Genomic DNA, 13420 nt, shown 5'->3' with positions numbered 1-13420 from the left:
GAATTCTTTATTAGAAACAACTGATTTGTTGTAAGAACTCGATTTTTGGAGTCGGAAGGACATTGAACGGTGCTGAAAATAGAAACTCTTCGATCTTTCTGTGTTGGTATGCAATGAGTGAACTATGATCTGATAGTGGAAATCACAGTCTTAGCGTTTTTATGAAACGAGACATTTGGCGGTCATTGACCATGGAGGATGCTTGATGAACACGTCACTAACCCGAATCACGCTCGCTTATTTATTACTACAGCTCATTAGCTCGTCCGCTTTGGCGGTGGTGACGCCGAATCCACCTCAATTGCAGGCGAAAGGTTACGTACTAATGGATTTTCAATCCGGCGCTATTATTGCTGAGCAAAACGCGCGAGCTGGGTTAGCGCCTGCTAGTTTGACCAAGCTAATGACGGCTTATGTGGTGGGGCAAGAAATTAAAGCAGGGCGACTCAATTGGGACGACACTGTGACGGTGAGTGAAAACGCGTGGTCAGCTAAATTTCCTGACTCTTCTAAAATGTTCATTAAGCCAAAAGATGAGATTACCGTAGCAAACTTAATGCGTGGCGTGATTATTCAATCGGGTAACGATGCATGTGTCGCGCTCGCTGAACACGTTGCCGGTAGTGAAGGTGCATTTGTGGCGTTGATGAATGGCTGGGCTGACAAACTTGATTTGCAAGATACCTACTTCGTTAACTCGCATGGACTAGATAGCGAGGGCATTCAAACTTCACCAACAGATATGGCAAAGCTGATGCAATCTATCATTAATGATGTACCAGCTGTCTACGCGCTCTACAGCGAAAAGGTGTTCAAGTGGAACAAGATCACGCAATACAACCGGAATAAGCTGCTATGGGATAACTCGATTGATGTCGATGGAGGAAAAACGGGGTATACCAGCAACGCGGGTTACAGTTTGGTTAGCTCCGCCAAAGAAGGAAAAATGCGTTTGATTTCGGTGGTGATGGGAACGCCGAGTAAACAGTCGCGAATCAGCCAATCGAAGAGTTTGCTCAACTATGGTTTTCGATTTTATGACACCAAACAAGTCGCGAAACAAGGGGAAGTATTATCGACAGTTAAAGTATGGAAGGGTGACGTAAGTGAGATCGAGTTGGGTTTTGCACAAGATGCATACCTCACGCTACCTCGCTCGTTGACTGCAGGGTTGGACAAAAGCGTAGTCGTAAATGAGCCGCTGATTGCCCCTATCGCGAAAGGGGATGTGGTTGGTAAAGTCGTGTGGAAGAGTGACGATAAAACAGTGGCGAGCTACCCATTGGTAAGTAACCAAGCAGTAGAAGAGGGCTCTTGGATTGGTAAGTTATGGGACAGTTTAGTGCTTTGGGTGAAGTCGTTGCTTAATTAGATATTCGGGTAGCTATTTCAGAGGCAAAGAAAAGCAGCTCGACGGTGAGCTGCTTTTTGGTTTTAGTAGTGGGTCTTAGTGACTATTCAGATAAGCTAATGATTGGTAAATCATCCCAAATCTTGCTTTCATCCGACGCACCACCAGAGAAGTTCCATGGGCCTTTGTCCTGTTCTAACGGGCGGTAAGTGGCAGACAGGCCATCCAAATCCCAGGTCGTCACATAGAATCGGATACCATCAAGCGAGTCAGGGCGACCAAGTGCGTCACTCGCAAAGTCCATCGAAATGGTGTTGTTGGCTTTATCTACGGTTACCGTCGGTGCTGGTGTGACTGCCTCACCCCATGTTGTCGCATCTGCACCTTTAGTGTTGTAGATAGAGCTCTGCCAGCCAAATACAACGGCATTGCGACTCCAAGTTCCACTTGGCATGCTTGCGTTGATTTTTGGTAGTTCGGATAAGTTCGTTGATGCTTCTTCTGGTAAGTCAATGAAAATGGTGAAACCAACGTGGTCAAAACCGTTTGGCGGCAACCAAGTATCAGTGATCTTGTCCATGGTGAAGGTCAAGCGTACGTTACTGCCGACAGTGAACACCTCAGCTTTATTGATTGCCAGTTGGCTGTTGTCTTTGTCAAACGTTGGATCGGTTGGTAGTGAGTAGTTACCATTTTGACCGCCCATACCGTCTTGCGCATCGCCTGCGTCATCAATAGTGTCGTCTGGCGTGTTAGACCAACTCAGGTTCGACACAAAGTTTACGTCTTCAATACCCGATTTTTTGTCAGTAGAGTAAATTGCAAAGCGGTGTTGCTGCTCGCCAATCGCAAAGTGACGGGTAGATAAAGTCGCACTGAATTGACCGTCAGCACCCACCGTAATAGCTTGCGCGGTTTCTAGGTTACCGTCGACGACAAGGTTCAACTTCTCATTCGCGTTGGCACTGCCAGTGATCACGATATCATCAGTGATAGTTTGCCCTTCCCAATCTTGCGCCAGTTGGATGTTGAGGTCTGGAGTGTCTCCTGATTGTGTGTCGTTTGTCTTTGAATAAATGACCGCAGACTTGGCAGGTAGCTCGAGTGTTACATGACCATTTTCATCTGCCACTAACTGCTCTGGTGCATCCGCCCAGTTAGACATGATTTGCTGATTGAAAACGGTGCCGCCCGTTTGCTCAACATCGAGCTGGTTCATCAGCATTGGTGAGTTTGATGTGTTCATGACAACCAGCACTTCATCGTTGTCTAATGTGCGAGTAAACGCAAACACACCAGCACCTGCTTTGTCACTACCAATCACTTTGAGCTCACCGTGCGTCATGACTTTGTTCTCAGTACGTAGTTTGGCAAGCTCTTGGATGAACAAATACATTTCGCTGTTTTGGTCAAATGAATCTACATAATCACCATCTTCACGGTAGCCACCTGCAAACATCGCGTCGCGAGCTGCAGACATCGCTTGTTCTGTACCTTGATAGATGACAGGGATCCCAGGAATCGCCATCATGGTAATCAGTGCTTGTTTCATGTCATTGACACTGCCTTGCGATAGGAAACGCGGCATATCGTGGTTATCAATGAAATTCGGCATGATGTATGGATTCGGGAACATCTCCATCATCTTCTCGAGGCGGAAGCGAAGATAGTCAGTTGGTTGACCAGAAGCAAAAACTCGAGTCATGGTCGCTTGTAGAGGGAAGTTTAGAACCGAGGTAAGCTGTTTCGGTGAGCCACTTTCACCAATGTAAGTCAGCATCTTCGCTTCACCTTCAGTGTTGTAAGGTGTGGAAGCTTCGAACACTTCGCCAAAGGTAAGGAAGTTCTCACGTCCAGTCTCTACTGCCTGAGTCATCACACCATCATCTGCGTGAAGGAAGTCGTTCCAGAAATCGTGCTCAACAAACTTAACCGTGTCGATACGGAAACCGTCGACGCCCACTTCACGGATCCATTTACGGTAGCTCTCTTTTAAGTATGCACGTACCTCAGGATCGGAAGTATTGAGATCATCGAGATCAGACAGTTGCCAGGTTTTTTCTTGTACTGGGTTATTGTGATCAGTGATGCTTGGTGTCCAGTGGTAGGAGCCTGTGCCATCTTCTTTGCACTCATTCATGTTTAGTGGATAAGGCAGTTCTTGTCCTGCTGGCAGTGCATTTTCAATGATACGGAACCCCTGGCACGGTAAGCTTGGGTCGTAGCTGTATGGATTATCATAAGTAAAGAAGTTGCCGACATGGTTGGTAACGATATCCTGGATCAAAAACATGTTACGAGCATGCACTTCACGCGCTAGTGCTTGATAGCTCTCTAAATTTCCGAAGTGTTCATCCACTTTTTGGAAATCGCGAGCCCAGTAGCCATGGTAACCACCGTAGTTTTGTTCTGCGTCCCACCATTGGTTAGCAACTGGTGGTGTGATCCAGATAGAGGTTGCGCCCAAATCTTCGATGTAACCTAATTTGTCGCTGATACCGACAAGATCGCCACCGCTGAATTTCTTATCAGAAGTTGGGTCGAACTCATTTTGACCTTGATCGTTAAGGGCATCATCGCCGTCATTAAAACGGTCGATCATCAAGAAGTAAATGATCTGGTCTTGCCAATCAGGAGATGCCACATGGCTACCTGGATCTTGTGTTGTGGTTTCGTCACTACCACAGCCAGATAGCGCAAGCGCAATGGCTAGAGGAAGTATTTTTATTTTATTCATAGGGTTAGATGAGGTTTCAAACACGGTTATTGTCTCCGTTGTGCAGCAATGCGAAAACGATAAAATAAATGCTTGAAACTTAGAGTGTCATTTTACGCCAAAAGAGACGTGAAATGATGTCACGCACTAATGAATATGATCTAGGCAACAGTTCTAACTGAGTGATTGCAGAATTGGATACTGTTTAGGATAGTGTTCCTTTGCTAATTCAGCTCCTGTTGAATCATAGAGGCGAAATTGACACTTCTTGGCTGTACTTGGTAATGATAACTGCAGCGTCCAACAGGTATATTCTTCCGAGCTGTGCGTGAGCTCCATTGCGTAGGGCTCTGATTCCTCATCAATGAAGCAATCTACGTTTGTCGTTTCTTTGATGCGGTTGGCCAGTTCAATGAACAGTGTGTACTGCCCATTGCAGCGGATAGCTTGACGCGTGGGAACGATATACTCGGTTGTTCCAATCAGTAGGCCTTTCGAGACGACATAGTCACGTTGGTGGTTGTTATCAATGTAGCGCTCCCCATCGACTTCATAACACAACCTAAAAGTCAGTGGGTGAGCGACAGGAAGCTCTGTTGTTGCCCATAGTTCGGTGCCATTATTCAAGAAACGTTCGAAGAATGCGGGGTAACGGCGCCACACTCCATCACGGTCTCGACACTCCACTGACACGACTTTTTCGAATGCGATGTTATCCACTTCCATCCAGATTTTACCGACGGGCTGATCAATGTCGTTCTCGGCTAGGGTATTGGCTTTCGCGTAACTCAGCCGGATAGGTTGTAGATTGATTTGAGCTCGGTTATCCAAACACTGCTGGCGATATTGCATTGGTGAAAATGGGTACCAACGGCGAAAGGTACGATGAAAGCTAGATGGCTCTTCATATCCGAGCTGATAGGCGATTTGTTGAGTGGTTAGCTGGGTGTCGGCAAGTAGGGCTAGTGCGTGTTTTTTCTTGGCAAAATCGACGCATTGGGAGTAGCTCATTTGTTTTTCTTGCAGACGACGTTGTAAGGTGCGCTTGGACACGCCCAGTTGCAGCGCAGCTTGTTCTAACTTCAGTGCGTAGTTGCTGTTTTTGACGAACAGAGCATTAAGCACACTCAATAATTCCGGTTGTTCAATTGGTTGGTGAGAAAGCAGCAAATAAACATGTTTTACCAAGTCGAACACGACTGAGTTCTGCTTCGGGCTGCTGTCTTCTTCCAGTTCGAAATGAGCAGAAAGAAGGTCATGGCTGTGAAGTTGAATGTGCACAAATTCACTCAAACCTAGCTGATCCAACTGCATTAGCAGCAGGTCATAAACCGATTCTGCCCAGCTTGGCATCTCAGTAGCTCTGCACTCTAGCTGCATTTGAATTTGGTTATCATTGTGTTCGAAAACAACGTATAGCCGACGGTCGAACAGCGAAACACTTTTGCTCCACCACAGCAGACCTTCACGCAGGTTTGGAGCCTCTTGTAGCATCATACATTGCAAGGCAACCAGCTTTTCGATGTGCCAATATTCACCCGCTATTCGTAGGTGGTTATGGCCTAGTTTTTTGCATAGAAAGGTCGTTATGGTGTTATTTTCAGGCAGCATAAAGTTAGTGACGTCGCGGTAAACGAGCATTATTACTCATGGCAATCTCAAGTTCAGTGAGTCTGCTCAATCCCCTAAGATTTTCAAATTTATTTTGAAGATGTTATTAACTAACGTCGATTTTTCTCTTGGACTGGAAAGTATAAATTGTTGGAATACATAAACGTAATCACAGAGATTTAACCATGATCCATCTAGTCGCAGAAATTAAAGCTTTTCCAAATCACATTGAACAGGTTACGCAATTGCTGACAGATTTACTTGTGCCAACTCGAGAGGAAGAGGGGTGTTGCCAATACGAATTGTATCTGGACCAGAATATCGAAGGCTTGTTCATGTTCCAAGAAATTTGGGCATCGCAAGAAGCATTAAATAAGCACCTACAAAGCCCACATATCGCAAAATGTTTTTCTACATTAGAAGAAAACGCATTGCTTGAATACACGCAAATTCGCCCTTTGAGATTTGTTGGTTAACGACTCGGACAGAATGTTGCCAGCACCTTTTCTCTCTGCTGGCAGCACTTTTCCTGAATGAAATCTCGAAAAGTTCGAATCGTTGGGGTGAGCAAACGGCGGTCAGCGCAAACCATATAAAGGGGCACTGGACCACAATCCCATTCGGGTAATACGCGAACCAATCTTCCCTCAATCAAATCTTGACTGATATCCATCAGGGATTTGTTGGCGATGCCTTTCCCTTTAAGCGCTAAGCGATGTGATAGATCGCTGTCATTACTCAGTAGTTTGCCACTTACTGTTACTTGCTCTGTGTTACCTGCGTGTGTGAGTGTCCATTTGTTATAGGTGGAATCGGCAACCATATAGCACAAACAGTTATGCAGGGTCAGGTCTTCTGGCTGAGTGAGTGGAGGATGGTTAGCGACATAATCAGGTGATGCACACAAGATGCGCTCATTTGCACCGCACAATGCCAAGATGATGAGGTTTGAGTCAGACGGTTCGCCATAGCGAATAGCAATGTCGACAGGCTTGGTGTACATATCTGTCAGGCTGTCGGAGAGCTCCAGTTTGATTGAGACATTTGGATAGATATCAATAAACTCGTCGACCCAATCAAGCAGCATGTTGCGACCAAAATCAGACGGCGCAGTGATGTGCAGTTGACCAGATAGTTCGCCACGCGCGCTTGAGATCTGGTCCAACCCTTCTTGCAAGGTTGCCAGTGCTTGGGTGGTTTTATCTAAAAATAGCTCCCCCTCCGAGGTTAAACGTAGGCTACGAGTGGAGCGTACAAACAGCGGAAAACCGATTTGTCCTTCAAGACGTTTGATCGATGCGCTGATGGCTGCTGGTGTCATATCCATACTGTTGGCGGCTTTTGAGAAGCTGCCTTGGCGTGCGGTTTCGACAAAGGTATTGAGATCGTTGAGGGCTTTCATAATGAAAAGGGCTTTTTAGAAGTTTGGGCTACTATAGGGGAGAGTCGCAGGGCAATTCAAGGTTAAAAAATTAGGTTGCAAGGCGAGTTTGAGTTAGATTAGCGCGCAACTTCACTTTACCGGATCAATAGCATGAGCCAACAGCAGCCGAATAACCCACTTCACGGGTTGAGTTTAGAGAAAGTCCTTACCCGTTTAGTTGAACATTTTGGGTGGAATGGAATGCATGAGCGCGTTCGAGTGAACTGTTTTAAGAAAGATCCTTCAATAAAATCGTCGCTGAAGTTCCTGCGTAAAACGCAGTGGGCAAGAGATAAAGTAGAAGCGCTGTACATCGAGACGTTCTGCTAATCGGATTTGGTGCACGTCTAAAAGCGAGATTCCGGATGGCTCGCTTAGGCTCGTCCGGAATGACAAAGTTTTAGTGCGGAATGTTGAGTGTAAGAGTACTCGCTCTGCCTCTGCGTCATTCCCGATAGCGACGAAGGAGCGCAGTCGGGAATCTCGATTCTAATCTCTCGCCTCTTTATTATTCCAAATGATGCGTACTGCCCACGGTGCCTTCCAAGTCTAAAATCGATTGACGTACGTGCTCTGGAATCGATGCCTTCTCGTTGTTCTTAAAATCAAACATCACACCAGTAGCAGTCGCAACTGTCGCAATCTTACCCCACTTTTTACTCAGTACCTGGTATTCCATCGTAATGCGGTCTTCTTGCATGTCGACTACTCGTGAGCCAATCAAGAGCGTATCCGGAAACGTTACGGGTAGTTTGTAGCGACATTGGGTCTCACTTAGCACAGGACCGATGTGAGAGGTCTGCAAATCAACCAGTAGATTAATCTTGTTGAAGTAGTCTAAACGCGCGGTCTCGAAGTAACGAAAGTACACAGCATTGTTGACGTGCTGAAGGGCATCCATCTCTCCCCAAGCGACTTTTATTTCGGTGATCACTGGGAATTCTTTTAATAACGTATCCATTGCTCATGTTCCTTTTACATCGATGTTGCTGCAATTTACCTAGCGACTTATCACTTTGAGTATTTATTCTAGATGGAACTGATTAAAATGTAATAAAATTGTATTTAAATTGTGAAATGGAATGGTTGCTTATTTTTGTAAACTAAATACTTTACATAGTCAGTTGTGAGGCGTAGGTTTAAGTAAGCTTGACCAAAAGGAGATGTCCAATGACAGAACTGAAAGGTTTCAATCTTGCCAGAGTAGAAAAACGAATCGACTGGACAGGTGAACTGTTCAGCTTAAGGGTTTCCGGTGCGCCTCTCTCCTTCAAAGCCGGACAATTTACCAAACTCGCTTTGCTCGACGAACAGGGCAATCCCATCAGCCGAGCTTACTCGGTAGTGAATGCACCCAGTGAACAGTTTGAATGGCTTGAATTTTTAGTCGTCGCGAATCCAGAAGGGCTACTTACACCAAGGCTGCAACAGCTTCAAACCGGTGATAGCATCTACGTTGGTGAAACGGCACATGGCGACCTGATTCACGATACCATTCCCAAACACGCCAATGACCTTTGGCTACTTTCAACAGGTACTGGTATTGGACCATTTCTCTCTTTGCTAGACGATATAAACCTACTGCCGCATAGCGATCATATTGTGCTGGTACATGGTGTGCGTTATGAAAGAGACCTAGTCTACAAATACCTGATTGAACAGCTTCAACAACGTTATGAAGGTCGTCTGCGTTATGTGCCAATTGTCAGTCGTGAGAGTGTTCAAGGCAAGCTACAAGGTCGTATCCCAGAGCTGATTGCTTCAGGAGAGCTGGTTAATCGTGCTGATTTACCGTTTTCTAAACAAAGCAGCTTTGTGATGATGTGTGGTAATCCAGAGATGATCAAAGACACCTCTCCGGTACTGCAGGACTTAGGCTTAGAGAAGTACCGTGCTCGAACTGGTGGCAATATTATATATGAAAGATATTGGTAGCTGTTGAGTACGGTTACAAACCAATCAAATCAATAAGAGTTGGCATGCATTGACAAATAATTAAGTCATTCGTAGGTTTGGTATTGAACCTATCGTTTCATCTAAACTTGCGATCGAATCGTCTTTCCATATTTCTGTTCCTATGACTACAATTATCTTAAGAAATAAATTCAATAGCTTAGGATTCAAGGATGATGAACAAAGCTGGTTGGACAGTGTGCCTCGCTACTCTCATTTCTTCTGGCGTCGTTGCTGGAGAATGGGAGATTGAAGTCGGCGGATTTTTCTCTCGTACCGACACCAAACTTAACGCTTACGACCCTTACCTCGACCAAATACGCACCATTGATTTCGAATCCGACCTTGATTTGAAAGAGTTTACCGTGCTGCCTTATGTTGAAGTGGAGTATTACTTCAACAAAAAGCACAGTGTGTATGCTGATTGGCGTAGCCTACATCGAGAGGCAACCCGCACCGCAGTGACCAAACCTTTTGAAATTACCGTTGATGGTACGACTTATGCGGTTCAAGCTGGCTCAAAGCTTACAACTGAATTGAACATAGATATTGCGCGTGTAGGGTACGGTTATCAGTTTTACACTAGCGATAAATGGGCGGTGGATGTGTTAGCTGGATTACACGTTATGTGGCTGTCTTTAGGCCTGGACGGTAAGCTTGGAGCTAAAGTGAGTGGGGTGGATGAAATCCCGGTGATGTTTGTGGATGAGGCGGTTTTGAATGATGTCACCGCGCCATTACCAGATTTAGGCCTTCGAGCAGAATACGCTCTGACTGAAGATTGGATTTTAAAAAGCCATGCGCAGGTATTTTATTTAGCCGTAGACGATATAGAGGGTTACTTGTTCGAAGTGGACATTGGCGCGAAATACTTCTTCACCGAGAAATTCAGCATGACGGGGTCATTCAACTATTACGAAGTTGGCGTCGATTATGAAAGTGATAAGTCTGCGTTAGATGTGACCTATCGGTTTTATGGTCCAATGCTTACGATGGCATACCGCTTTTAATGAACTTGAGTTAGTGATAGTACTCTGAGTTCTTCATATTGAAATCATTTGGCTATAGCACTACCGGATTTAGACTTAGGCTCCAATCCGTAAGGTATATCTTTAAATACAGCTGAATGGCGATTGAAGTAGGGAGCTTGATTTACTTTTTGCCAATCTAACAACATGATTGCGAGAACATTTCTGTGTTCTCCATATTGAAGATCAAACTCGCCATCAACGGATGGGATCATCCCTTGCTCTAAGTCAATGGAACTCTGGATGGCTTCTCTTGCTTTTGCCACGACAGGATCGTCCTCCAGCCCTGCTAGCAAAAAGGTGATACCAACTTCAGCAATCACATCTTCCTTTGCTCTCAGCAAGATTGTGTCTACATTCTCACGGAAATAGTCGTAAATCCATTGGTGTTTCGCTTCATCTATTTGGTTTTGGTAGTAACGAGAGTCGGCAAAGATGATGTGAGTCATGCCATAGAGCTTGTTCATGTACTGCTGTGGAGAAAGCTTTTTGTCATTCTCATCTGGGTAAGTTGCGCGAAATGTACGTGTAAACTCATCGACTACGTCTTGCTCTCCTAACTGACGTAACCAATATACTTGATTGGCTAGTTGTGCAGCCCAAGCCTCAATCATTTCAGGGTCGTTTGCATAGATTGAAAAGTCATAGCGCTTGATGATTTCTCTGAGTTTTTGATCTTCTATATGTCTCAATCCATATTCACCTGCTCTTGCTAAAGCCCCTAGGAGATCAACGCCAAGGAAAATGTACTCAGGGTGGTGTTTTGTTACTGTATATCGTCTTTGGCTTCGCTCATCTTGCTTCTTATGGTATCCAGCTAAGCGTTTTTCTGAATATAGAATGATCTGTTCAGGAGAGTGTACTCGGGCAGCAATGCGATTTAAGCGACTTGCCACTTGTGCCATATCAGTCCAGATTGTCGGAATATACTTTTCATCGAGTGTTTGACGGTACATGCGAAGACCAAAGTGCCCTTCTTTGAACGCGCTAAGAGAAAAAAGTTGGCTTTCGTAAGTGGTCTTAATGACCTGAGCTGATTGAGAGTAAGTAAGAGGGGGCGTCTCCTCGACAGCGAGAGCGTTGGCCACCAGAGAGCCAGAGAGAAAAATAACGATGCCAAGATGCTTGCAACGCATAACAACATTCCATAACAAGAAGAGTGGTTCACTGTACCACTGATAATCTAGTGAAATGTAAGCTATTGGTCAGGCTAATGTTTTGTTTTATATCACGGTTTCTATCGCTTACTTAATCATTCTATAGGTAAGGTTGATGCGCTCTCCCTTGTTTAACTTTGTTTTGGGTACACTGTGTTTCCAATAGTGTTGTATTTCACCTGCCATAACAAGCAGCGAGCCGTGAGTTAGCTCAAGTTCAATGATGGAATTATCGTGTATATGCTTAAGTAAAAAACGTCTTGATTCACCAAGATTAACAGAGGCTATGATTGGATTCGAACCGAGCTCGGATTCATTGTCTTGATGCCATCCCATCGAGTCCTGACCATTTCTATATAAATTTGCGAGAACAGAATTGAACGGAGAGCCACATAGGCAGGAGGTACGCTCACGCAGTTTCTGTAGTTCAGGCGTCCAAGGATGAGGAGCCATAGTTAAACCAGAATAGGTGTAAGAGCGATCGCCATGCCAAGATTGCAGCCTAGGCTGTAAGACAGACTTGCCGAACAACTTAATTGACTGCTGTTGCCAAGGTAAGGTGGTTCGTAGGGTATTAAAATAAAGGTCCGCTTCTCTTGTGGAGAGAAAGTCCTGTTGAAAGTAGAGCTTCCCATTTGGAATCTGTTGATAAAGTGAGCTTTTAAATAAATTTTCCCGCATCTGTCTCTCATTTTTTTTGTGAAAGTGATAAAACTACCAACTAGGTATTACTTTTACTATTTGCCTTGGTTATTCTTTAATTTAATAACTATTTTAACAATAATAATTTCGTGACTGTCACGAGACAGTGAGGACCCGATGCGATATTCGTCGAAGAAACGCTATGGTTTTGCGTTGTTTTTCCTCACTTTTATTGCTTGTTGCATTGGTGGAATTGAGCTTTTTCAGCACAATCAGCATCTGCTCTTACAAGAGCGACTTCAAGTAAAAGCGAGGGAAAAGTTGTCCGTCATTCGCTCTAACCTAGAAGCAGAAATGATGGCAGATATTTATGCCACTAGCACATTGGCCACATTAGTAACACTTTCGTCTAGTCCAGATGCTTCAGAATTGGAGGATGCTTCTAATCGAATCCTATTAAAAAGCAATCATATAGAAATCATTGGGATCGCTCAAAATGATGTAATCCAACATGTTTATCCAACGGAAGGTAATGAGCGCATTATCGGGTTAGATTATAGAAAAGTGCCTGAACAATGGACTCAGATCCAAAAAGCAAGAGATATTGAAGAGATCTTTATTTCTGGGCCAGTAAATTTAGTTCAAGGTGGACGAGGCCTTATTGTTCGTGTTCCTGTGTTTGTCGACCCTCCAAAAAACAATGAGTATTGGGGCTCTATTAGCACGGTGATTAACATGGAAAGCTTGCTAAGAACTTCTGGAGTTCTTGATTACTCTATGTTGAGTGATCTTGTCATTCGGGGTTACAACAGCATGGGATCTCAGGGAGATATCTTCTTTGGTGATAAATCCAACTCAAAAGAGGTGATTGCTGCTGAGACCGTTCGTTTTCCATATGGTAGCTGGGCATTAGAAGTATATGAGAGCCGTGATTTATATCATAAGCTTCCTTGGTATGAGTTGAATGTAGCAAGGTTAATCGGTTATCCGGTGCTGTTTTTTCTGGGCTTTTTCCTTATTACTATTTATCGATTGTATTTGATTGCTGATAGTCGGGCTTTCCACGATGAGCTGACGAAATTACCGAATCGACGTTACTTCATGAAATCCTATCGTCAGCAATTTGAAATTGCGAAACGTTACGACAAGCATTACGACTTTGCGCTCATTAATATCGATTTAGACCGATTTAAACACATCAATGATACCTATGGCCATGATGCGGGTGACAAAGTACTCGTTGCATGTGCTGATAGAATCAAAAATAGTCTTCGACGTTCTGATATTGTTGCAAGAATGGGAGGGGATGAATTCTTGGTGATGATGCATAACCCTAAGTCAGAAGACAATATCCAAAATTTGCTACAAAAACTCAGGTATATTCTTTCTTCTACGCCTGTGATTTATGAAGATGAGTTGATCTATATTCGAGTAAGTATGGGATACGCAATTTTCCAACCCTCTTTAATGTCAGCGGAACAAATGATGAAAATCGCTGATGAGCGAATGTACAAGCAGAAACACTTTGGATTATAAAAG

12 protein-coding genes are annotated in these 13420 nt (G+C 44.3%); 6 read left to right on the top strand and 6 right to left on the bottom strand.

The genetic code is table 11. The features are described 5' to 3' along the window. Window positions 1–205: 205 nt before the first annotated feature. Window positions 206–1372, top strand: coding sequence for a D-alanyl-D-alanine carboxypeptidase family protein (locus BSZ04_RS03190; RefSeq protein ID WP_088879513.1), 1167 nt, complete (start codon window positions 206–208; stop codon window positions 1370–1372). A gap of 82 nt (window positions 1373–1454) precedes the next feature. Here the strand turns inward: BSZ04_RS03190 and BSZ04_RS03185 are convergent, their stop codons facing one another. Further along, window positions 1455–4112: an alpha-amylase family glycosyl hydrolase gene (locus tag BSZ04_RS03185; RefSeq protein ID WP_162531026.1), complete on the bottom strand. Its 2658-nt coding sequence runs from the start codon at window positions 4110–4112 to the stop codon at window positions 1455–1457. A gap of 129 nt (window positions 4113–4241) precedes the next feature. Then, entirely contained in the window at window positions 4242–5678 is a 1437-nt protein-coding gene (locus BSZ04_RS03180; RefSeq protein WP_088880231.1) for a helix-turn-helix transcriptional regulator, read from the bottom strand. Window positions 5679–5863: 185 nt separating this feature from the next. On the opposite strand from BSZ04_RS03180, the gene BSZ04_RS03175 reads away from it, so the two are divergent. Beyond that, a complete protein-coding gene (locus BSZ04_RS03175) occupies window positions 5864–6154 on the top strand; it encodes a putative quinol monooxygenase (RefSeq protein ID WP_088879512.1) in 291 nt (96 codons plus the stop codon). Here the strand turns inward: BSZ04_RS03175 and BSZ04_RS03170 are convergent. Continuing rightward, a complete protein-coding gene (locus BSZ04_RS03170; protein WP_038886243.1) occupies window positions 6151–7080 on the bottom strand; it encodes a LysR family transcriptional regulator in 930 nt (309 codons plus the stop codon). The genes BSZ04_RS03175 and BSZ04_RS03170 overlap by 4 nt on opposite strands. A 132-nt stretch (window positions 7081–7212) precedes the next feature. Between BSZ04_RS03170 and BSZ04_RS03165 the strand changes: the two genes are divergently transcribed. Further along, window positions 7213–7431, top strand: a complete 219-nt coding sequence (locus BSZ04_RS03165; RefSeq protein ID WP_088879511.1) for a VF530 family protein — start codon at window positions 7213–7215, stop codon at window positions 7429–7431. Window positions 7432–7609: 178 nt separating this feature from the next. Here BSZ04_RS03165 and BSZ04_RS03160 read toward each other — a convergent pair whose 3' ends face one another. Further along, on the bottom strand, window positions 7610–8062 hold the full coding sequence (locus BSZ04_RS03160) for an acyl-CoA thioesterase (protein ID WP_010450703.1): 453 nt from the start codon (window positions 8060–8062) through the stop codon (window positions 7610–7612). 209 nt (window positions 8063–8271) lie between these two features. Here BSZ04_RS03160 and BSZ04_RS03155 point away from each other — a divergent pair, with 209 nt between their 5' ends. Together BSZ04_RS03155 and BSZ04_RS03150 are read left to right on the top strand one after the other, a co-directional pair. After that, on the top strand, window positions 8272–9036 hold the full coding sequence (locus BSZ04_RS03155; RefSeq protein WP_038886246.1) for a ferredoxin--NADP reductase: 765 nt from the start codon (window positions 8272–8274) through the stop codon (window positions 9034–9036). A 191-nt stretch (window positions 9037–9227) separates the two neighbouring features. Next, complete coding sequence (locus BSZ04_RS03150; RefSeq protein ID WP_088879510.1) at window positions 9228–10064, top strand: DUF481 domain-containing protein; 837 nt, start codon at window positions 9228–9230, stop codon at window positions 10062–10064. Between the two features lie 44 nt (window positions 10065–10108). On the opposite strand, the gene BSZ04_RS03145 is transcribed toward BSZ04_RS03150, so the two are convergent. Both BSZ04_RS03145 and BSZ04_RS03140 read right to left on the bottom strand, forming a co-directional pair. Continuing rightward, the gene (locus BSZ04_RS03145) at window positions 10109–11218 is read right to left on the bottom strand and encodes a DUF3541 domain-containing protein (protein ID WP_088879509.1); all 1110 of its coding nucleotides are present in this window, start codon (window positions 11216–11218) and stop codon (window positions 10109–10111) included. 108 nt (window positions 11219–11326) lie between these two features. After that, window positions 11327–11920, bottom strand: coding sequence for an alpha-ketoglutarate-dependent dioxygenase AlkB family protein (locus tag BSZ04_RS03140; RefSeq protein WP_088879508.1), 594 nt, complete (start codon window positions 11918–11920; stop codon window positions 11327–11329). 138 nt (window positions 11921–12058) lie between these two features. Between BSZ04_RS03140 and BSZ04_RS03135 the strand changes: the two genes are divergently transcribed. Next, window positions 12059–13417 carry a diguanylate cyclase gene (locus BSZ04_RS03135; protein WP_010450711.1) on the top strand — a complete coding sequence of 453 codons (1359 nt, stop codon included), beginning with the start codon at window positions 12059–12061 and terminating at the stop codon, window positions 13415–13417. Window positions 13418–13420: the final 3 nt, after the last annotated feature.

It is taken from the genome of Vibrio rotiferianus (genome assembly GCF_002214395.1).
In the GTDB taxonomy this organism is placed as follows: domain Bacteria; phylum Pseudomonadota; class Gammaproteobacteria; order Enterobacterales; family Vibrionaceae; genus Vibrio; species Vibrio rotiferianus.
The sequence above is the reverse complement of the archived record's forward strand: the minus strand, read 5'-3'. Positions and strand labels throughout refer to the sequence as shown.